At 61.1% G+C, this 20,870-nt stretch carries 15 protein-coding genes; 10 read left to right on the forward strand and 5 right to left on the reverse strand.

The window, feature by feature from the left end; translation table 11 throughout:
- Positions 1-44 precede the first annotated feature (44 nt).
- The 5 genes from ACI514_RS22250 to cobG form a co-directional block, all read right to left on the reverse strand.
- The gene (locus tag ACI514_RS22250) at positions 45-7,115 is read right to left on the reverse strand and encodes a TcdA/TcdB catalytic glycosyltransferase domain-containing protein (RefSeq protein ID WP_405122392.1); all 7,071 of its coding nucleotides are present in this window, start codon (positions 7,113-7,115) and stop codon (positions 45-47) included.
- A gap of 300 nt (positions 7,116-7,415) precedes the next feature.
- On the reverse strand, positions 7,416-9,116 hold the full coding sequence (gene cobJ, locus ACI514_RS22255; RefSeq protein ID WP_160055452.1) for a precorrin-3B C(17)-methyltransferase: 1,701 nt from the start codon (positions 9,114-9,116) through the stop codon (positions 7,416-7,418).
- Positions 9,116-9,850, reverse strand: a complete 735-nt coding sequence (locus tag ACI514_RS22260) for a precorrin-2 C(20)-methyltransferase (RefSeq protein ID WP_405122393.1) — start codon at positions 9,848-9,850, stop codon at positions 9,116-9,118. Before ACI514_RS22260 ends, cobJ begins: the two co-directional genes overlap by 1 nt.
- Entirely contained in the window at positions 9,847-10,473 is a 627-nt protein-coding gene (locus ACI514_RS22265) for a precorrin-8X methylmutase (protein WP_405122394.1), read from the reverse strand. Before ACI514_RS22265 ends, ACI514_RS22260 begins: the two co-directional genes overlap by 4 nt.
- Complete coding sequence (gene cobG, locus ACI514_RS22270; protein WP_405122395.1) at positions 10,466-11,761, reverse strand: precorrin-3B synthase; 1,296 nt, start codon at positions 11,759-11,761, stop codon at positions 10,466-10,468. Before cobG ends, ACI514_RS22265 begins: the two co-directional genes overlap by 8 nt.
- A gap of 132 nt (positions 11,762-11,893) precedes the next feature.
- On the opposite strand from cobG, the gene cbiE reads away from it, so the two are divergent.
- The 10 genes from cbiE (at position 11,894) to ACI514_RS22320 (ending at position 20,870) form a co-directional block, all read left to right on the forward strand.
- The gene (gene cbiE, locus ACI514_RS22275) at positions 11,894-13,105 is read left to right on the forward strand and encodes a precorrin-6y C5,15-methyltransferase (decarboxylating) subunit CbiE (protein WP_405122396.1); all 1,212 of its coding nucleotides are present in this window, start codon (positions 11,894-11,896) and stop codon (positions 13,103-13,105) included.
- Entirely contained in the window at positions 13,098-14,195 is a 1,098-nt protein-coding gene (locus ACI514_RS22280; RefSeq protein WP_405122397.1) for a cobalt-precorrin-5B (C(1))-methyltransferase, read from the forward strand. Before cbiE ends, ACI514_RS22280 begins: the two co-directional genes overlap by 8 nt.
- The gene (locus ACI514_RS22285) at positions 14,192-14,908 is read left to right on the forward strand and encodes a cobalt-precorrin-6A reductase (protein ID WP_405122398.1); all 717 of its coding nucleotides are present in this window, start codon (positions 14,192-14,194) and stop codon (positions 14,906-14,908) included. The genes ACI514_RS22280 and ACI514_RS22285 overlap by 4 nt, the downstream gene beginning before the upstream one ends.
- Positions 14,909-15,079: 171 nt before the next feature.
- On the forward strand, positions 15,080-15,382 hold the full coding sequence (locus tag ACI514_RS22290) for a type II toxin-antitoxin system RelE/ParE family toxin (protein WP_095126118.1): 303 nt from the start codon (positions 15,080-15,082) through the stop codon (positions 15,380-15,382).
- 3 nt (positions 15,383-15,385) lie between these two features.
- Positions 15,386-15,676 (forward strand): addiction module antidote protein, encoded by a 291-nt coding sequence (locus ACI514_RS22295; protein WP_095126119.1) that lies wholly within the window; start codon positions 15,386-15,388, stop codon positions 15,674-15,676.
- A 97-nt stretch (positions 15,677-15,773) separates the two neighbouring features.
- The gene (locus ACI514_RS22300) at positions 15,774-16,172 is read left to right on the forward strand and encodes a DUF2946 domain-containing protein (protein WP_160055440.1); all 399 of its coding nucleotides are present in this window, start codon (positions 15,774-15,776) and stop codon (positions 16,170-16,172) included.
- Positions 16,173-16,220: 48 nt separating this feature from the next.
- Positions 16,221-16,700 carry a copper chaperone PCu(A)C gene (locus ACI514_RS22305; protein ID WP_160055438.1) on the forward strand — a complete coding sequence of 160 codons (480 nt, stop codon included), beginning with the start codon at positions 16,221-16,223 and terminating at the stop codon, positions 16,698-16,700.
- 21 nt (positions 16,701-16,721) lie between these two features.
- Positions 16,722-17,174 (forward strand): DUF2946 domain-containing protein, encoded by a 453-nt coding sequence (locus ACI514_RS22310; RefSeq protein WP_405122399.1) that lies wholly within the window; start codon positions 16,722-16,724, stop codon positions 17,172-17,174.
- Positions 17,175-17,258: 84 nt separating this feature from the next.
- Complete coding sequence (locus ACI514_RS22315; protein ID WP_405122400.1) at positions 17,259-19,379, forward strand: TonB-dependent copper receptor; 2,121 nt, start codon at positions 17,259-17,261, stop codon at positions 19,377-19,379.
- Positions 19,380-19,499: 120 nt separating this feature from the next.
- On the forward strand, positions 19,500-20,870 hold the full coding sequence (locus tag ACI514_RS22320) for a PepSY-associated TM helix domain-containing protein (RefSeq protein ID WP_405122401.1): 1,371 nt from the start codon (positions 19,500-19,502) through the stop codon (positions 20,868-20,870).

The raw sequence follows: 20,870 nt of genomic DNA on the forward strand, positions 1-20,870 counted from the left end.
CACCGACAACTTTTGACGATCCTTGATTGAAAATTTTATATATTTCAGGACAAGATCTTAATCACTGTTACCAGTTCAACTATTGCCTCATCACCGCGCATCTGTAAAAAAGTCGCAATCCATTGTTCGAGCGTAAACCTGAATACTTGAGTGTCGACGCTGACTGCCAACACCATGTGTTTTCTCGCCTCGGAGTATGGCGGATCGACATCTCTGACTATCAGCGTGTGAGCACTGTCCGGGTCAGTAAACATCAGATGCCCGTCGACCAGCGACATTAACAAACGTGCGCAGTCAGCCATTTCGAGAAGCAGCAGGTTTGAGCCCGCATCTTCAGCGTTATCTGCCAGCCGCGTATCGACCACAATGCAGTCCAGACGCTGCCAGGCCTGGTCCGTAATGCGATACCCGGCGGTCCGGGATCCAAAGGCCAGAATCAGTGTGTCGACGCCATCGGGCAACAATGCTGTGATATCAGTCACTCCATCGCTCAAAGCAATGGATAACACCTCGCCTTCACACTGCGCGTGGCAGTCTGGAATCCACACCGAATCATGATCGGCAGGACCCGGGCTGAATATGAGTCCGTCAACCGGGTCGAACAGCAGCGGAGCAGAGCTTTGGCGCGGGCCAAGAAATATTGGCCACGAGCCATCGTGCCGACCGGCGATTTCAAAAAGCCGATCCGCCGCGGGCACGTAATACGTATAGCGATTACCGGTATTTACGACCGGCAGAACCGACGCATGGGTCTGCCCCACCAGTAATGCCTTCAGGCGCGCCAGCAACTGCTCAGCCGTCTGGCCCAGAACGTACGACCAGCGATTTTCCACGCTGACGATCCGCGCAGGCTGCTGATCGTGCAACTCGACATTGACCCCGTCGCGAGTCTGCCCGATCAGACCTTGCCCACGCGCCAGCACTTGCACAAACGACCATTGCGCCCAGACTCTTTCTGCGTGGGGCAATTGCTCCGGGATAACGCGTTGCGGTCCCGCAGCGAAAGCGACGCGCAGTGTCTCGATCGCAACGAGTGGTTGGCGATAAAGCTGCCCGGCCGAGCCATCCAGCAACCACGCCGCCTGTTTGTCCGGGGTGAGTCCCAACAGCGTCAATTGCGCCTCAGCGCTGACATCTGTCAGTACGAACTGTTCATTGATGCACCACGCCGCCAGGAACGCAGTACCGGCGCGGTTACCCAACCCTATTATCGGGAACGGCTCGGATTTATGTGCGTTGGCCAGCGCGGGCAAGGCATCCAGCCAATTTGGGGTTTGCTGCAGCCATCGCTGACCGAGGCCGACAAACTTCAGAATGCTCGGTCTGGCAGCCTCGCCAATCCATTGCTCGTCTTTGACGGTGATGTCATGGAGGTCGATCTCGAAGAGACGGCCATCGGACTTGGTGGCAATGTTGCGACCGGCCGTTTGCGTTACCTCGACAATATCGCGCTCGATGACAAAGTTGATGAATCGCCCGGGCCTCGGTTCGACGCCCCGGCTGATCGTCTGCGCCCGCTTGCTGTAAAACAGCAGTGCACCACTCTCGGGGTCGGACGGCATCAGCATCACCATGTCCGCGTCACTGCCCAACCCCGCCGAGAAATATTTGCCTGTGCGCTTGTTGACCCAGGCACGCTGGCGCAAACCTTCGAAAAAGCAGGTACGGGCGTAAACGAACGGTGCATATGCCCAGGTGCTGATGGCAGCGGCCATGCCCGGTGTTTCATCGTCATACGCGCCGAAGGTTGTGAAGTGATGCAACTCTCCTTGTCCGGGCCGAGCGGTGGGTTCCTCGATGAAGGACGACTTGATCCCCGTCATCACCACCGCCGAATCCGTTATGCGGTACTCCAGCGTGGTTTCGGTTTCACTGATACGGGCATCGATCAGCAAGCGCTGCACCATTCGCAAACTGCCATCGGCGTCCTGGACACAGCCAATGATGTGCGCGCCGGTGGCAGGATTCAGCAAACGGTAGCGATGCACGACCGTGCCGGTTATCGCGTCGACCCGCCAGACCGTCGCACAGTGTGGATGGTAGAACCAGGCATGGCGGGAGTTGGCGCCGCCCAACACCACACCCTCATTGACCGCGCTTGGCAGATTGCGCGCGTACAACAGGCGATCCCGGCTCGCTTCATACCAGGCAGTGGTCAGCGTCGCGGGGCCGGCGGAATTGAATGGCACCCGGAATCCGTACAGCGGCACAGACTGCGCAACCAATCGTCCTTCACTCGCCAGTTTGCGCAACAACGCCAGGGTTTGCGCCAGGCGGCGTTGATCGTCGAAGGTGACAGACTGCAAGCGCAAAAGGTTTTCCCATCCGTCGACCCGGAACAGGCCCTCCGCCAGTTCGATGAAGCCATCGAACACCGACAGCGCCATGCCGCCGACCATCAGTTGGCCTTCGTCAGGCTGTCCCCAGGCTGTGCCGACAAAACTGACCTGATCCAGACGAGCCCAGGTCGCATGCACTATCCAGGTGGCCTGACCACGAAATCTCACAGCGACCAGGCCGGGCACGAGCCTGACCTGGTACTGTCCTGCGGGGGCGATGATCTCGTAGGAGATCTTGTTCTGCACCGGTGCGTCCAGCGTCGGCACCAGCAACTGCCGCACTTGCTGGTCCAGAACCACGTTGATGTCTGTCGGTTTATAGACCGGATGCAGCTTGTAAAGAATGTGTGGCAGCGACGGGGTCGTGGTGAGGTAGAAACGCCTGTTCCCGTGTTCGTCATATTCCAGAGCGTCTGCCGTGCGGTCGGACAATTGCGGGTAGCGGGTTTCAGTGTTGCTATCGCCAGCGTCGCCCACCTCAAAGGGCAACGGCTCATAGGTATAGCCACCCAACCCTTTCACCTGATACTCGTAACCGTAGTAACAGGTCGGCGTGCAAGGCAGCACCAGTGTCTCAAGCGCATCGGTTTCATCTCGGTACAAATGGACGACTTCCGGCAATTGCAGGGCCTTGCGGATATCGAGAGAACGATGAATCTGCTGCGGGTCATCGTTGTATTGCGGCAGTTCCAACGGCCCGCCTTTCCACGGGTAAAACTTCTGGCTGTCGAAGCGCACTTCATTGTTTTGCAGGTTCACGCTGACAATGACGGCCTCTGCGGGAAATTGCACAACCTTGCCCTTGAGGGTGTACGCACCGCGCCTGTAAGCATTGCGGATCGCGCGCAGATGGTGACCCACGGCCGTGGCCTTGTCCCTGATCTGCCCCAGATTGCTGGCGATGGCCGTCACCCCGATGCCGACACCCAGTAGCGGCACCGACAGGACAGCCGCCGCCGTACTTACCGCCCCGCCAGCCGCCAAAGCAACAACATCCAGCCCCAATGCCGCAACGTTGAATGCCAGTGAGGTGGAGAACCGCGAGCGTTGCTCGTGGCTCTCGGCCACCGACAGGCTGTGGAGATCGAAGCCGATGTTGGCGAGCGAAAATACAAATCCGCCTGCCGTGGCGACACGCCCCAGCAGACGCCCGGACAACGACGACTGACCAAGCGCCAATGCCCGTTCGCTGGCCGCTACCTGACGCACCAGATTGATCGTCTGCGCCGTGTCGCTCAACACACCAAAACTCAACTGCGCATAGCTGAAATAGACCTGCACTTGCAGGGCTATCGACAAAACCGGCGCCCGCTCGCCATCAACCTGATAGTCACGATGGCGCATTTCAGTGACCAACGCCTGGATCGCGAAGGCGAAACTCAGACGACTGCCGCCGTCGGCTTCGACGGCGGCACTTGGCTTGCCCGCCAATGCGCCAACCAAACGCTGAAGGTGTTTTTTAAGCCTGTCGAAGCGTGCATCGGCGGTGCCGACCGTCAGTGATCTGCCCGGGTTCTGCACATCCACCAGCGTCAGCGAATAACCCGTGTCTGAGTTTGCCTTGACCGTATCCAGGAGTGGCAAATAGTTGCGACCCAGTGTGTGTTCAGCGCGCAATTGCCGGGTCGCATGATCAAATTCCTGCGCCCAGTAACGCGCGTCCAACTGCGCGAGGCTGGCCCCCAGCCGCGCGTTTTCACTGAGTGAGCGAGTGCGCGCCACAGCTTGCTTCGCCCAGACCGAAGCCGCCTGAGGGTCGGCGATGGCTGCGGTTTGCAAAAAACTCTCGACTCGTAACCCGGACGACATTGTCCGCTCGGCGAGCGCAACGGTGTCCAGTTCGATTACATCGAACTGCGCAGAACCGATGTCAGCCAAGCCGTACAACCTGGCCAAAGTGTCGTCGCGCAAGTAACGCTCCACGGCCTCCTTCAATTGCGCGTATCCGGTAAACCCGTAAATCGCAAAATTGGGGTCATAAAAGCGATAGAGCGTTTGCTCATCCACTTGCACTTTGGCCACCAGCAAAGCGTGATTGCCTGTATCGAGCAGCAGGACGCCGGGGGCGGTTTTCGCTTCCAGTGTCTGCATCACACTGTCGAGGCTTTGCCGGCCGCGAGCCTGTCCGATCGCACGCTCGGGCACCTCGCGCAGTTCATCCAGCGCACTGAGCAATGCCCGCGAATCAACGTCTTCCGGTCTCAGGCTGGCGTTGGCCACACGTCCGATCAGTGCACGCTCGGCCAACCCGCCAGCCGCCACGGCGGCGCCCATCAACAGCGCGAGCGGATAGCAACGACGTCCCGGATCGCCCGGGGTGCGCAGCAACAGATCCTGCGGCAACTGTCTGACGGAGACGGCTCCGGCCTGGAAGAACGCATCTCGCACCTGTCCACTACGCTTGAAAATGTGCGTGTGATATTCACGTTGCGCCGTGCGATTGATCTGTCCGATGCGCTCGCCCCAGTGTTTCAGCGTCAGCGGTGCGCTCATCGCCAGCGCCTTGAGTTCGCGCACCGTGTGCGTGCCGTGGATGTTCACAACGGCGAGACCGGCCTCGAAGGCCGGCGACGCGTGCTCAATCAGTGCCTTTTCGATGGCGTGGTATCGGGCGAACAATCCGCCTTCGGAGGTTTCCCGAGCAACGTCCATGATGCTCTGCCAGGCAGGGGCAAACCCGGCAGCATCGAGACTCTTCGCGCCAAACATTGCGCCGAGGATCACGCGCTGCAGGGGGCTGAGTTGTTCAACCACCAACGAGCCATGGTCGACGAGAGTGAACAACTCGTTGAGGTTGCCAGTGGCCTCGGCGCCATGGGAAAACGGAATCTCACTAACGGTTTGCGCGCGTATCTGCTCACGGTTGTCGATACTGATGGAGATGGCTGAATTGAACGTAATCTCGCCGCTCAACTTCTCCCTCATCGCGCGCATGAACGGCTCGCCCAGATCGTCCATCAATTGCTGCAATACCGGGGTCAGCAACACCGGCTTGCTTTCAATGACCGGCCAGCCCTGTTTGAAGGTCAGCGTGTGCGGTTTCAACAGATCTGCCAACTGGCCGGCGTAGCGCGACTTGAGTTTGCCGGTTCGCCACTTCTCCCGCTCTTCGAGTAACCATTGCTCGGCCTTACCGTCGACGGTCCAGCCGGAGATCATCTCTTCCTCGGTGTGGGTGTTGTAGCCCTCCAACAACTTCAAGCGTTGACGAATCTGCACCTGTCGATCGGGTTGCAAGTGTTGTTCTATGTATTTGAGCAGCGCGGCCGCGGCGGCCCCTGGGCCGGTCAAGGTGATGGTGCCGCGCGCTTCAAGGCGAATGCCATCGCGGTAATAGGTAAAAATCGCGTCGATCAACCTGGAGCGGAACACATCGCTCTGTGCTTCAGGCAGCTTGCCCTGCGCCTGAGCCGCATTGACCACATTTTCGACCACATCAAACATCCGCTTCTGGTCCGCCGGGTCCATGCCGGCGACCGCCGCCCGGCGCTCCGCTTCCAGCAGGCAGTCATAATTGAGGCGGATCATCTGCATGTACGCCAGGGTCATGGCACTGCCGGGATGGGCGAGCATGTGCGCATTCATTTCGCCCCAGTCCGGCAAGCCATAGGCCGTTCCCAGACGAAGCGCGTCCCGTGGCACCGCGCGATCTTGTGGTGCGACAAAGATCTCGCTTAGCGGGTGTTGCTCACGGGCAAACGCTGTCAATGCCTCGAGATGTTCTGCGGGGATCTTGTCGGTGCGATCGAGATAGCGTTGCCGGTCGCGTCCCGGCATCAGCGCTTCATTGTGGTTCAACAGCAATTGCAAAACGCCGATTCGGCCTTCTTCGCCGACGCTGGATATATCGACGCCTGCCAACGTGTCCGCCAGCGGTGGCAAGTAATCCATGTCGCTGTAACGGCCGCCCTCCAGGTACTCGGCCTGCAACCGCACCACATCGCTCGCCGCTGCGAAGTTGCCACGCATGGCCACTTCGCGTTGGTAGACATCCTGCAGAAAGTGTCCGGCAAATTCGTGGCTGACATCACGCAGCTGCAAGTCCGCACCAACCATCGCCTGATGCGTCTGCAGGCAGCGTTGGCGAAAGGCTTCGAGCGTCGCTCGATCCTTGCCGTAAGCGCGGACCAGCAAGTCGATACGCGCCTCGTCGGCTCGACCGAGCCACTGCGGTTGCTGGAGATGCGCAAACATCTGCTGCTTGAGCACCCGTGCACGGTCTTCGATCATCTGCGACAGCTGAAAGGCCTTGTCGACTTTGTCACCGCCCGCTTCCATCGCCGCCGCTCTGGCGCTGTCGAGAATCACCCGGTTCATTTCAAAGGCCAGCAATGCATCACTGTCGTACCAGAGGTTGAAGCGGTAACCCTGCGGCTCCAGCACCTGGCGCCAGATGTTCATGTAGTCGCGCTGATTGCCCCCGATTTCACTGCCGCCCACCCAGACAAAATGCATGATTTTCGCCACGGGCCGGGCCTCGCCATGGAGCATGGCGTGCGTATCCTCCAGCCTGGTGACAGACTTGACGAGATCCGATCGGATCTGGCCGATGGCTTCGGAAACGGGCAGAGCCCTGCGTTGGAGCAACGATTCCAGCGCCTCCTGAAACAGCTTGATCAACAGCAGTCGCTGCGGGTCATCAGTGGTTTGTCTGGCAAGTTCATAGTGCGACAGCAACGCCTTGTATTCAGCGCTGCCGGCAAACGCGCTCAGCGCCCGCCGCAGCTGCGAGAAGTCTTTGGCGGACATGATTTCGTACGGCTGGTTGGTTTTCATCGTGACACTTCTTCAATAGCGGCTTCGTTGACCACGAAACTATTGAGCCGAAGCGCCCCACTCAAACCGCAAAAAACTCAAGCGGTGTCCGGTGAAACATCCAATAACACTCAAGGTTTACGCTTGAACCATGTGGCAATGAATTGCCTGTTTTCTTACCCGCGTACAAACGCACAAGGCCGCCAATCCAGAAGATTGGCGGCCTTGTGTTCGAGCGGGATGACTCAATCCGGATCTTTAACCTGATATCACGCCTAAAGCAGTTGCTTACAACTTCGCAGGACGCTCAACACGACTTTCTCAAACCACAGGTTTTTCACCATACCAGCGCGGTGTGTAGACCCAATCGCCACCGGTTGCCCGTGGAAACGTGCAAGTTGTCGAAGAACCAACCAACACCATGGTGCGCATATCCACTTGCTCCGGGGTCAACGCGCCCAGGGTCGTGGTACGCAGAGTCTGACCCGGACGACCGATGTCGCGCCCTAACACCACTGGCGTTTCAGGTGCGCGATGCTGCGCAACGATTTCCAGCGCCCGGCCCAGCTGCCACGGACGCGCACGGGAGATCGGGTTGTAGAACGCCAAGGCCAGATCTGCTTCGGCGGCCAGATCCAGACGCTTTTCGATGATCGACCAGGGTTTGAGGTTGTCCGACAGCGACATCACGCAGAAGTCATGGCCCAGTGGCGCACCGGCCTGCGCGGCGGTGGCCAGCGAAGCGGAAACGCCCGGAAGGATTTCCAGATCGACGCTGTGCCACGCCGGATCGGCCGACTCGTGCAAGGCTTCAAGCACTGCCGCCGCCATGGCGAATACACCCGGATCGCCCGAGGACACAACGATCACCGAGCGCCCCTCGGCGGCCAGTCTGAAGGCGTGACGGGCGCGTTGCATTTCTTCGCGGTTGTCGGTGCAGTGCTGCACTTGATCGTCGCGAAACGGCCCGGCCATGCGTACGTAGGTTTCGTAACCGAGCACATCGGTGGCGCGGGACAGTTCGGCCTTCACCGCTGGCACCATCAGTTCGGCAGCGCCGGGGCCAAGGCCGATTACGGCGAGACGTCCGCGTGGCCGGCCGATGTTCGAAACATCCAAAGGCTGCTCGGCGACCGCGATTGCCATGCTGTGGCCAGTCAGGACAGTTGCCGCAGGCACTGCGACACGCGCCAGGGTTTCGAGGTTGCTTTGTGCCGCGACAAAGCGCAGCGGCACACCCAACTCGAGCGCCGCTTCACGCAAAAATGGCGAAGCCATTTGCGTCGCGCTGGCCAGCAGACAGCCCAGCGACTGCACGGCGATCTTCGCCTGCTGCAACGCGCTGCGAACGGCACCCGCCAGGTCCGCTGTTTCGGCACTCACCGCCACCGCCACACTGCGTGGATAGATCAGTAACTCATTGGCACTCGCCTCACGCGCGGCACTGCCGACATGAATCGAGCGCTGCGCCTGCGGATCTTCCGGCAACTGCGCCTGATCCAGCCACGGCGCCGCGCCTTCGATGCGCACGCTGTGACCGGCCAACAGGTCGGAGACAAAACGCTTGCCAAGTTCCAGATCGCCCAGGGCGTAACCGCTCGGAGGGTTGAGCAGGCACGTGCCAAAACGCAACTCGCCGCTGGTGGTGATCGCTGCTGCAACCTGCAACGAGGCTGCAATCTCTCGCGCCATGACATTCACCCCGCCGAGGCCACCCAACAGCGGCACCACGGCGCTGCCGTCTTCGGCCACGGCGAGCACTGCCGGTTCGGCGCCCTTCTCCAGCAACAGCGGCGCCAGCGTGCGGATGACGATGCCGGCCGCGCACAGGGCAATGATCGGTGTGTCCTGCTGATACAGCGCGCGCAGGGTCACGCCGAATTCCTGATAGGTGCAATCGGCGCCTTCGACGCGCCCGGCGAGGCCGTGGATCTGCGCCGCCGGATAGACCTGCTGAATGCGCCGTGCGGTGGCCAGGCTACCCTGACCGAGAATGACGATGGCTGGCGTAGATTGAGTCATCAGCCTTGCCACCGTTCGCCCGGCACAATGATCAGCGAGAAGTACGGCGACGACATCGGCTCGACCTGATCCATCGGCACGATCTTCTGATTGGCCATGGTCGCACGCTCGACATACAGCGCGCGTTCGGCCAGACCCAGTTCTTCGAGGACCTGACGCACTTTGGGGAAATTGCGCCCCAGCTTCATGATCACCGCCGCGTCGGCATCGGCCAGACGCCGCTTCAACTCTTCATGGGGCAACACGCCCGAGAGCACCGACAGGCTCTGATTGCGATACACCAGCGGCGCGCCGAGCACCGAAGCGCCACCCAGCATCGAGCACACGCCCGGCACCACTTGGGCTTCATAACGAGTGGCGAGGCGATCGTGCAGGTACATGTAGGAACCGTAGAAGAACGGATCACCTTCACAGATCACCGCGACATCGCGACCGGCATCCAGATGCGCCGCGACCGTCTCGGCGGCTTCGTCGTAGAAATCGCTGATGACTTGCTCATAGGAAAGCGGCGCCGGCAGCGCTTCGGTGGTCACCGGGTAGACCAGCGGCAGCAGGTTCTGCGCTTCTTGCAGGTGCGCCTCGATGATGCCGAAGGCGTTGCCCTTTTTGCCCTTAGCGACGAAGTACGCCACCACCGGCGATTCGCGCAGCAGGCGCAGGGCTTTGACCGTAATCAGTTCCGGATCACCCGGGCCGACGCCCAGGCCAAGCAAACGTCCTTTGGCCTGCATCATTCGATCTCCGTGGCGAGGGCATTGACGGCGGCGGCGGCCATGGCGCTACCACCGAGGCGGCCTTGCATGATCACGAACGGCACGCCACGGCTGTCGGCGGCCAGCGCGGCTTTCGATTCGGCAGCGCCGACGAAGCCGACCGGGAAACCAAGAATCAGCGCCGGTTTCGGTGCGCCGGCATCGAGCATTTCCAGCAGATAGAACAGCGCTGTCGGCGCGTTGCCGATTACCACCACGCTGCCTTCCAGATGCGGACGCCAAAGCTCCAGCGCGGCAGCGGAACGGGTGTTACCCAGCTCTCGTGCCAGCTCCGGCACGCTGTCGTCGCGCAAGGTGCAGATCACTTCGTTATTGGCCGGCAGGCGTGCACGGGTCACGCCTTCGGAGACCATTCGCGCATCACACAGAATCGGCGCACCGGCGGCCAGCGCATCGCGCCCGGCCTTGCCCGCGCCTTCGGAGAATTGCAGACCGTCAATGGCCTCGACCATGCCGCAGGCGTGGATCACCCGCACCGCGAGTTTTTCCAGATCGGCCGGGATGCGCGCCAGATTGGCCTCGCGGCGAATGATCGCGAAGGAGTTGCGATAAATCTCCTGACCGTCGCGGATGTAATCAAGCATCAAGGGGGCTCCGAGAGCGGGTGGCGAGCAGGGTCGCGACCGCTTCAATAGTAAGGTTGCGTGCGTGCAACGCGCCGAAACCCGGCAACGTCGCATCGCGAAAATAGAGGTCGTAATGACCGGGATTGACGGCCAGCAACGTCACCGGGGCACAGTGGGCGGCGGCGCACGAGCGCGTGCAGCCACTGAGGTGGATGTTGAGGGCAGAAGGCAGCAACGTCGCCAGATGGCGGGCGTCCTGCTTGGTGTCGGCCAGGCCTTTGCCGCAGCCATTGGAACCGGTGCAGGCGATCAGGCGTGCAAGGGGTTCGGCAGCGCGGGTCAGCAGGTTCAGTTGCTCAAGACCCTCGATCACTTGAGCCGCATCGCTTGCTTTGACATCCGGCAACAGCAGGCTTTGCCAAGGTGTGAAACGCAAGCTGCCATTGCCGAACTGGCGGGCTAGTTGCGCAGCCCCGCGCAGCATCGCCGGATCGAGACGGCCCAGCGCCGGCACTGCACCGATGTACACCCGCCCCGAGGTATTTTGCGGATGAGCGCCGATGTGCAGATCGTCCGCAACAGCCGCGCGCTGCCAATGGCTGATCAGCTTGATCGGCAAGCGCGTGCTCAGTTGCCCGATAAACGCCGAGAGCGGCAACTCGTCGAGCAAATGGCGCATGCGCGTTTGCTCGGGGCGCGCCAACTCAAGAAACAATTCCAGTACCGCCACCACAAGTGCATGGCCGTGCCCCGGCAACACCGCGCCCAGTGCACGATCCGTTGGGCATCCGGCCAGACCGAACGCCAGCAAGGTTTCACCGTCACGCTCGAACGCCGACAACCACAGGTCGTGGGGATGTTCGAGCATCGCCAAGGTTTCCCCGCCATCCAGTAGCACAGCGAACTTGGCGCTCAACTCGTGGAAACGTGGATGGCTTTGCAGCGTGTCGAGTATCTGTTCGGCGAGAGGCCGAGTATCGAAGTGCATCTGCCGGTCGATCCCGGCAGCGGGGCTGAGCATCAGATTGCGCACATCGTCACCGGCCGCCGTGCGCGGGCCGAGGCCGGCGGCGAGCAAACGCTCGATCAGCGCTGCAGATTGCTGGCCGATCCCACGGATTTGCAGATTGGCGCGGTTGGTCGCCTCGATAGCCCCGCCGAACTGTTCGGCAGCATCGGCCACCGCGTCGGCCTGATCGGCGCTGATCGAACCGCCATTGAGCTTGATCCGGCAGATGCCGCCGTCCAGTGCCTGGACGATACGCAGCAACCCCGGGCAGGCCGAGGGGCGTAAAGCGGTGGACATCGGGCGTTCGTTCAAGGGGCTGACCGGCTGCGTGGGAAAGGCGCTTCACGGGCGAAGGCGCGGTATTATGCCTGCTTTGTCCGCTGGCATGAAAAGTCTGCCCGTCGGAACGGCGTGTTTAGAGGAATATAGATGTCACCCTGGCTGACGGTAGTGGGAATCGGTGAAGACGGCTTCAAGGGCCTGGGCAAAAATGCCCGGCGTGCCCTGCTGAGCGCCTCGCGGATCGTCGGTGGCCAGCGTCAACTGGACCTGCTGCCGGTGTGTATTCGTGGCGAACGGCAATTGTGGCCCAGCCCGTTTTCCCTCGCACCGGTGCTTGAGCAGCGTGGCGATGCGGTCTGCGTGCTGGCCAGCGGTGACCCGATGTTCTACGGCGTCGGTGCCAGCCTCGCCCGCCAGGTGCCGAGCGAGGAGATGCTGATTGTGCCCGCGCCGTCGTCCTGTTCACTGGCCGCTGCCCGCCTCGGCTGGCCGTTGCAGGATGTGGTGACGCTGTCGCTAGTGGCCCGGCCACTGGCGGCACTCAATGCACAACTGTTCAGCGGTGTGCGGCTGTTGTTGCTGAGCAACGACGGTCAGAGCCCGACGGCTGTTGCGCAATTGCTCCGCGAGCGCGGCTTTGGCTCGAGTCGTTTTACCGTTCTCGAGCATCTGGGCGGTGACACCGAGCGGCGCATCGACAGCAGCGCCAACGCCTGGAGTGACACGCCGATAGCCGACCTCAATGTCATCGCCGTCGAATGTCTGGCCAATGCCAATACCCCGCGCCTGTCACGCCTTGCTGGATTGCCAGACTCAGCGTTCCAGCATGACGGCCAACTGACCAAGCGCGACGTGCGCGCCATCACCCTCGCGCGTCTCGCCCCGACACCCGGCGAACTGCTCTGGGATGTCGGCGCCGGCAGCGGTTCGATCGGCATCGAGTGGATGCGCGCGCACCCGAGTTGCCGCGCCTTGGCCATCGAGGCCGATGATGGCCGTCAGCAATTGATCGAGCACAACCGCGATGCACTGGGCGTACCCGGCCTGCAGCTGATTCGCGGCAAGGCTCCGCAGGCATTGGCTGGGCTGGAGCGCCCGGACGCGATTTTCATCGGCGGCGGCGTGACCCGTAAGGGCGTGTTCGAAACCTGTTGGGAACAACTCAAACCCGGTGGCCGTCTGGTCGCCAACGCGGTGACCCTGCAAAGTGAAGTCACCCTGATGAGCTGGCGTGAACGTTACGGTGGCGAGCTGACGCGCATCCATGTTGCCCAGGCGCAGCCGCTCGGCGAGTTTGACACTTGGCGTCAGGCGTTGCCGATCACCCTTCTCGATCTGGTCAAACCCCTCGATGCGTGACGAAACCGCCGAACAACCCGCGCCGCTGCGTAGCGGCCTGACCACTGGCAGCTGCGCCACCGCCACCAGCCTTGCCGCCGCGCGCCTGTTGCTCGGCGGGGTTTCAGCCGATGCGGTGCAGATCGTGTTGCCCAAAGGCAAGCAGGTGCAGATGCGCCTGGAATTCTGTCGCTTGACCGATGACGGCGCCGAGGCCGGGACGATCAAGGATGCCGGCGACGATCCGGACGTGACCCACGGTGCGCTGCTTTATTCGCGGGTTCGGCTTTTGAGTGAACCGGGGATTCGTTTCAATGCCGGTGCCGGCGTCGGTACCGTGACCCGGCCGGGACTGGTGCTAGGCGTTGGTGAGCCGGCGATCAACCCGGTGCCACGCAAAATGATCAGCGATCACCTGACGCTGCTCGCCGCCGAGACCGGTTATGCCGGCGGTTTCGACGTCACGGTCAACGTCGAGGGCGGCGAAGCGCTGGCACTGAAAACCATGAACCCACGGCTGGGCATTCTTGGCGGGCTGTCGATCCTCGGCACCAGCGGCATCGTCCGGCCGTTCTCATGCGCGGCTTACATCGCCTCGATCCATCAAGGCATCGATGTGGCGAAAACCAACGGTTATCTGCACATCGCTGCCTGCACCGGTAATGCCAGCGAAGACACCATGCGCCGGGTCTACGATCTGCCGGAAATCGCCCTGATCGAAATGGGCGACTTCGTCGGCGCCGTGCTCAAGCATTTGCGCAAAGTGCCTGTGGATAAACTCAGCCTGTGCGGCGGCTTCGGCAAGATCAGCAAGTTGGCGGCAGGACATATGGATCTGCATTCGCGGCATTCGAGCATCGACTTGCCGCAACTGGCGGAATGGGCGGCAGCGATTGGCGCCGATGAGGCGTTGCAGCAAGGCATTCGCGAGGCCAATACCAGTCAGCAAGCCTTGGCGATGGCCAGTGCGGAGGGAATTGCCCTCGGAGATGAAGTCTGTCGACATGCATTGAATTTCGCCCGCAGCGTGGTGCCGGCGCAGGTACAGGTCGAGGTGTTTGCGATTGATCGTCAGGGCGGGATTGTCGGGCATGCCGGAGGTTTAGCATGAAGCGGATTTTACTGCTCGGCGGCGTCACCGAAGCACTGGCGATTGCCCGCACGCTGGGGCCGGAACATATCTATAGCCTGGCGGGTGTTGGCCGAGTGCCGACGGATCTGACCTGTCAGGTGCGGGTTGGTGGTTACGGTGGCGCCGAAGGTCTGGCGCAGTTCATTCGCGACGAAGGCATCGACCTGCTGCTCGACGCCACGCATCCCTATGCCGCACAGATCAGCCAGAACGCTGCGAGCGCCGCACAACTGACTGGCATCCCTTGCTGGGCATTGCGCCGTCCGGCGTGGCAGCCGCAGCCCGGAGATGACTGGCGCGAAGTCAGCGACTGGGCCGAGCTGATCGCTGCCCTCAAGCCTTTCCGCCGTCCACTGTTCACCCTCGGCCGTGAACCGCTGCAACACCTCGATGAGATCCCTGCGGAACAGTTCTGGACCCTGCGCGCGCTCGACGTCTACCCCGGCAACGAACGCTGCGAAGTGATCGGCGCACGCGGGCCGTTTCTGCTGGAGGATGAGCGAGCGCTGTTCGAGCGGCGGCAGATTGATGTGTTGATCAGCAAGAACAGCGGCAGCACCGCCACCGAGCCGAAGCTGGAAGTGGCGCGCGAGCGTGGGCTGCCGGTGATTGTGTTGAAGCGTCCGGGGTTGCCGGGGGGTGATCGGGAGTTTCGATCAGCGTCTGAAGTCCTTGAAGCCCTGACGTCGTAAGACTTTTCATCATTTCGTATTTATCTGTGAATTTACCTGCAAATTTTGAGGACGCAGCCGACTGTTCTTCACTACACCCTCACTCCAATACTTCGGTTCCTTTAATCCCTACAAGCAGCCAGCCGAGAAAAGCGGCTTGCCAGCTTGTATCCCAAGGAATACGATCCCGACATGATCTCTTTTGAACGATCCCGCATATTTTCCGAATGGCTCGACTCCTTAAAAGACATCAAAGGGAAAGGCCGAATCATCTCCAGGATTAAAACAGCCGAACATGGCAACTTCGGCGATTGCGGCTTCGTCGGTGACACCGTTTATGAAATGCGTGTTCATTACGGCCCTGGTTACAGAATGTACTTCACACGTAAAGGCGAAGTGATTTATCTGCTGTTGATCGGGGGCGACAAATCGACACAAAAGAGAGATATCAAACGCGCCGTGCAAATGGCTCATAACATCGGAAATGAGGAGTAAATCATGACCGAAGAATTCACCCGTTTTGACGCCGTCGAGTACCTTAAGACTCCCGAGGATATGGCGGCATATCTGGATGCCTGTTTTGACGACGATGAAGGCGATGGCGTTCTGATTCGTGCAGCACTCAATGACATCGCCCGAGCTCAAGGCATGACACAAGTGGCGCGGGATGCAGGTTTGGGCCGCGAAAGTCTTTATAAAGCGCTCAGTAGCACTGGCAATCCCGAATTCGCAACTATCATGAAAGTCATGAAGGCTCTGGGTTTGCGATTGCATGCCGTAACACTGTGAAGGCGCTGCGACACCAAACCGCACGACGCTTTTTTACTTATCGGCCCTGATCAGGCTAAATAGCCGCGCCTGATCGCCCACCCAATGGATCTGTCCCATGAACCGACACCGGCTGGCAATTGCCTGGATCGCCTGCTTTGCAGTGCTGTTCAACATGCTCGCCATGCCGATGACCGGGGCGATGGCGCAGGCGGCCAGTTCACCGGCCGAGCAATTGCTCTGGAGCAGTTTCTGCACCGGTAGCGGGACGAAGATGGTGGCGATCAACATCGGCGCCACCGATCAGAAGGCCCCGAACAACGACACTCATTCGAACATGCAGCATTGCTGGTGCTGCTCGGGTTCTGCGCCGTTGGTGGCGCTGCCGGGGCATTCGCCGCAGCTGTATTTCGCCCGCTATGAAAGCAATCGCAGCGTGGCGCCCGCCTTGCTGCAAACGCCCACGCCGCGCCAGCAATGGCCGAGTCTCAATCCCCGCGCTTCCCCTCTGGTTTGATTTGTTCGCGCAATTGACCTGCGTTTCAAACCGTTCTGGAGAACTGCCATGTTGAACAAATTCATCGTCGTCGCTGCGCTGTTGTTGCCGGCGTGCTTTGCCCATGCTCACGAATACAAGGTGGGCGAGCTGGAAATCGCCCATCCGTGGTCGCAAGAGTTGCCGCCGAATGCGCCCACCGTTGCCGCCTACTTCGTCATTCACAACGGAGGCAAGACGGACGACCGCCTGGTCAGCGTCGACTCGCCGATTGCTCCAGAAGCGCAACTGCACGAACACGTCATGCAGGGCGACTTGATGAAAATGCAGCAAGTGCCGAGCGTGGCCATCCCGGCTGGCGGCAACGTGACGTTTGCGCCGATGGCCTATCACGTGATGCTGCTCAACCCGCCTGATCGCAGCCTGCTCAGCGACGGCAAACGCTTCCCGCTGACGATGCATTTCGAGAAGGCCGGTGACGTCACCGTCGAAGTCTCGGTGCAGAAGAAACCGCCGGAAACCACGCAGGCCCACGCGCACGCTCAGTAAGCCCTCCGGCAGACTCCGCCCATGCGCCCGCTGAGCGCCAGGCCGCCACTGCAACGCCGTCAGACTCGACACCTGACTCGCGGCAGCTGGATCGCCCTGTTCGCCATGTTGATGATCTTCATCGGCCCACTGATTTCTCAGTCGATGCCGATGGATCAACACGCCTCGACTTCGATGCCGATGAGCATGGACATGGACATGTCGATGGACATGCTGGGCATGGATCACTCTGGGCATGAGGCGAAATCGAATGCCGAACACTGCCCGCCGCAATCCTCGCACCACGTGCTGTGGGAAAAGTGCGGCTATTGCAGCCTGCTGTTCAATTGCCCGGCACTGACCGGAGCCGGCGATTTTGTCGCCTTCAACATCCCGCCGCTGAACACCTTCACCCCGCCCTCCCCGCGCCTGGGCCACGCCCGGCAACCCTTCTTCCCCGGCGCCCGCAGTCGCGCCCCGCCCATCGCAGCGTAAACACGCACCTTTGATTGCACACGGTTGAGAAGACAGCCTCAGGCTGCCGGCCGTGTCGTTTACGACTGTTTGATGGAAATTGTCATGTCCAGGTTTGCTGCTGTTTCACGCTCGGGCACTGCCCCGGCGTCCTTCGCTTTGAACGAGTCGCGGATTCGTTTCAGGCACGCTACCGCCGTCCTTTGCGGCGTACTGCTGTCCCCGCTGGCGCTGGCCGATGATCACGCCGCGCACAACGAAGAACTCAGCCCGACGGTAATTACCGCAATCGCCCCGAGCTCGCCGCTGACCATCGTCACCAATCCAAAAGACCCGCGCCAACCGGTGCCGGCCAGCGATGGCGGCGATTATCTGAAGACTATTCCCGGCTTCGCACTGGTGCGCAATGGCGGCACCAACGGCGATCCGGTGCTGCGCGGCATGTTCGGCTCACGCCTGAACATCCTCACCAACGGCAGCATGATGCTCGGTGCCTGCCCGGGTCGGATGGATGCGCCGACCTCGTACATCTCGCCGGAAACCTACGACAAACTTACGGTGATCAAAGGCCCGCAAACCGTGCTTTGGGGCCCGGGCGCGTCGGCGGGTACGGTGCTGTTTGACCGTGAACCGGAGAGCTTCGGCGAACTCGGCACACGGGTAAACGCAAGCATCCTTGTCGGCTCCCACGGACGCTTCGACAAGGTCGTCGACGCCGCTGCCGGCGGGCCGTTGGGTTACGTGCGAGTGATCGGCAACACCGCGCATTCCGACGATTACCGTGACGGCAACAACGACATCGTCGCCTCGCGCTACGACAAGTGGAACGGCGATATCGCCGTCGGCTGGACACCGGACGCCGACACCCTGATCGAACTGACCGCCGGCAAGGGTGATGGCGAAGCACGCTACGCGGGACGCGGCATGGATGGTTCGCAGTTCTTGCGTGAAAGCCTCGGCCTGCGTTTCGAAAAATCCAACATCACCGACGTGCTGGAGAAACTCGAAGCGCAGGTCTACTACAACTACGCCGACCACGTCATGGACAACTACACCCTGCGCACGCCGTCCGGCACCGGCATGATGTCGGGGCCGATGGCGTCCAACGTCGACCGCCGCACCCTCGGCGCACGGATCAAGGCGACCTGGCGCTGGGCTGATATTCAACTGATCACCGGCCTCGATGCGCAGACCAACGAACACCGTCAGCGCAGCGGCATGGGCATCGACACCTACAAGGATCAGCCGTACAGCAAGGACGCCGATTTCCATAACTACGGCGTGTTCAGCGAGATGACCTGGTACGCCGCCGACCGCGACCGGCTGATCAGCGGCGCCCGCGTCGACCGTGCCTCGGCCAAGGATTACCGACAGACCACTGGCTCGGGAATGATGACTCGCCCGAACCCGACCGCCGACGCCACCCGCGCAGACACCCTGCCGAGTGGTTTCATCCGCTACGAGCATGATCTTGCCGACAGCCCGACCACGCTCTATGCAGGTTTGGGCCACGCGCAACGCTTCCCGGATTACTGGGAGCTGTTTTCGCCCAAGTCCGGCCCAGCAGGATCGGTCAACGCGTTCGATTCGATCAAACCGGAAAAGACCACTCAGTTCGATTTTGGCGTGAACTACAAGAGCGCCGACCTCGAAGCCTGGGCCTCGGGTTATATCGGCGCGGTGCGCGATTACATCCTCTTTGATTACACGCCCGGGATGATGGGCATGAGCACCTCGCGCGCCGAAAACATCGACGCGCGAATCATGGGTGGTGAACTCGGTGCCGCCTACAGACTCACCGACCACTGGAAAGCCGATGCGACCCTGGCCTACGCCTGGGGCAAGAACAGCAGCGACGGTTCGGCCTTGCCGCAAATGCCGCCACTGGATGCACGCTTCGGTCTGACCTATACCGAAGACAGCTGGAGCGCTGGCGCACTGTGGAGGGTGGTTGCCGCGCAAAACCGTATCGACCAGAACAAGGGCAACGTGGTCGGCAAGGATTACGACAAGAGTTCCGGCTTCGGCGTGTTCTCGCTGAACGGTGCCTATCGGATCAACAAGAACTGGAAGGTCAGCAGCGGCGTCGACAACCTGTTCGGCAAGGCTTACGCCGAACACCTGAACCTGGCGGGCAACGCCGGGTTCGGCTACCCGGCCAATGACCCGCAAGCGATCAATGAACCGGGGCGCACGCTCTGGACCAAGGTCGACATGAGTTTCTAACAAAAAAGTCAAAAGATCGCAGGCTGCGCCAGCTCCTACATGGGAGCGCGTAAACCCTGTAGGAGCTGCCGAAGGCTGCGATCTTTTGCTCTAAAAAATTCGCCAAGCGGAGCACACGTGATGAAACAGCCCAAACCGAACTTCTACAACCTGGCCTGGCGTTGGCATTTTTACGCCGGCCTGTTCGTCGCCCCGTTCATGGTGATGCTGGCCCTGACCGGCATCATTTATCTGTTCAAACCACAGCTCGATTCACTGATGTACAGCAGCCTGCTCAACGTCCCCGCCGGTCATCACACCGTCTCGGCCGATGACCTGTTGCAACGGGTCAAGAACGCTTATCCACAAGGCCAGGTCACCCAATACCTGCCACCGGTCAACGCCGAGCGCAGCGCACAGTTTGTGGTGAAGAACGCCGGCCACGAACTCAACGTATTCGTCGATCCATACCACGGTGACATCCTTGGCGAGCAGGATGCCAAGCAGAATCTGCAAGCCATCGCCCGCGCGATCCACGGTGAATTGATGATCGGCACCGTCGGTGACCGTCTTATCGAAATGGCTGCCGGTTGGGGCGTGGTGCTGGTCGTGTCCGGCCTGTTCCTGTGGTGGCCCCGCGGTCAGGCAGCGGGGATTCTGTGGCCGCGCCTGAACAGTCGCGGCCGCGTGTTGTGGCGTGATCTGCACGCGGTCACCGGGTTCTGGGGGGCCACACTGTTGCTGGTAATGTTGCTCAGCGGCATGACCTGGACCGGTTTCTGGGGCAAGCAATATGCGCAAGTGTGGAACGTGTTCCCGGCCGCGATGTGGGACAACGTGCCGACCTCCGACGTCGAGGCGCGCAGCCTGAACACCGCCAGCCGCCAGACCGTGCCATGGGCGATGGAAAATACGCCGATGCCGATGTCCGGCGATCACGCCGAGCACATGGCCCACGGTGCCGCCAACGCGGGCCCCGCAGCACCCGCCATCAGCCTGCAAGACGTGCAAAACATCGCCACCCAGCGCAAGGTCGAGCCGGGTTACAGCATCACCCTGCCGACCACTGCCACCGGCGTGTTCACCATCGCCGTGTTCGCCGATGACCCGCGCAACGACGCGACTCTGCATGTCGATCAGTACACCGGCAAGGTCCTCGCCGATGTGCGTTTCGAGCAATACGGCGCAGTAGCGCGGGCCACCGAAATTGGCGTGATGCTCCACGAAGGAAAAATGTTCGGCACCTTTAATCAGATCGTCGTGCTGCTGATCTGCCTGATGATTCTGCTCAGCGCCGTCAGCGGCGTGGTGATCTGGTGGAAGCGTCGGCCGCAAGGCAAATTCGGCGTACCGCCGCTACGGCATGACCTGCCGAAATGGAAAACCGGCGTGGTGATCATGTTGGCGCTGGCGGCGATATTTCCGCTGGTGGGGGCTTCGCTGGTGGTGGTGTGGTTGCTTGACCGCCTGCTGCTGTCGCGCGTTGGGCGGACTGAGTCGGTCTCGACTTGA

The organism is Pseudomonas sp. M20, assembly GCF_045037865.1.
Taxonomy (GTDB): domain Bacteria; phylum Pseudomonadota; class Gammaproteobacteria; order Pseudomonadales; family Pseudomonadaceae; genus Aquipseudomonas.

Excerpts from the sequence above, each read along its gene's own strand:
- ACI514_RS22250 (WP_405122392.1), bottom strand. The coding sequence starts at position 7,115 with ATGAAAACCAACCAGCCGTACGAAATCATGTCCGCCAAAGACTTCTCG.
- cobJ (WP_160055452.1), bottom strand. The coding sequence starts at position 9,116 with ATGACTCAATCTACGCCAGCCATCGTCATTCTCGGTCAGGGTAGCCTG.
- ACI514_RS22260 (WP_405122393.1), bottom strand. The coding sequence starts at position 9,850 with ATGATGCAGGCCAAAGGACGTTTGCTTGGCCTGGGCGTCGGCCCGGGT.
- ACI514_RS22265 (WP_405122394.1), bottom strand. The coding sequence starts at position 10,473 with ATGCTTGATTACATCCGCGACGGTCAGGAGATTTATCGCAACTCCTTC.
- cobG (WP_405122395.1), bottom strand. The coding sequence starts at position 11,761 with ATGTCCACCGCTTTACGCCCCTCGGCCTGCCCGGGGTTGCTGCGTATC.
- cbiE (WP_405122396.1), top strand. The coding sequence starts at position 11,894 with ATGTCACCCTGGCTGACGGTAGTGGGAATCGGTGAAGACGGCTTCAAG.
- ACI514_RS22280 (WP_405122397.1), top strand. The coding sequence starts at position 13,098 with ATGCGTGACGAAACCGCCGAACAACCCGCGCCGCTGCGTAGCGGCCTG.
- ACI514_RS22285 (WP_405122398.1), top strand. The coding sequence starts at position 14,192 with ATGAAGCGGATTTTACTGCTCGGCGGCGTCACCGAAGCACTGGCGATT.
- ACI514_RS22290 (WP_095126118.1), top strand. The coding sequence starts at position 15,080 with ATGATCTCTTTTGAACGATCCCGCATATTTTCCGAATGGCTCGACTCC.
- ACI514_RS22295 (WP_095126119.1), top strand. The coding sequence starts at position 15,386 with ATGACCGAAGAATTCACCCGTTTTGACGCCGTCGAGTACCTTAAGACT.
- ACI514_RS22300 (WP_160055440.1), top strand. The coding sequence starts at position 15,774 with ATGAACCGACACCGGCTGGCAATTGCCTGGATCGCCTGCTTTGCAGTG.
- ACI514_RS22305 (WP_160055438.1), top strand. The coding sequence starts at position 16,221 with ATGTTGAACAAATTCATCGTCGTCGCTGCGCTGTTGTTGCCGGCGTGC.
- ACI514_RS22310 (WP_405122399.1), top strand. The coding sequence starts at position 16,722 with ATGCGCCCGCTGAGCGCCAGGCCGCCACTGCAACGCCGTCAGACTCGA.
- ACI514_RS22315 (WP_405122400.1), top strand. The coding sequence starts at position 17,259 with ATGTCCAGGTTTGCTGCTGTTTCACGCTCGGGCACTGCCCCGGCGTCC.
- ACI514_RS22320 (WP_405122401.1), top strand. The coding sequence starts at position 19,500 with ATGAAACAGCCCAAACCGAACTTCTACAACCTGGCCTGGCGTTGGCAT.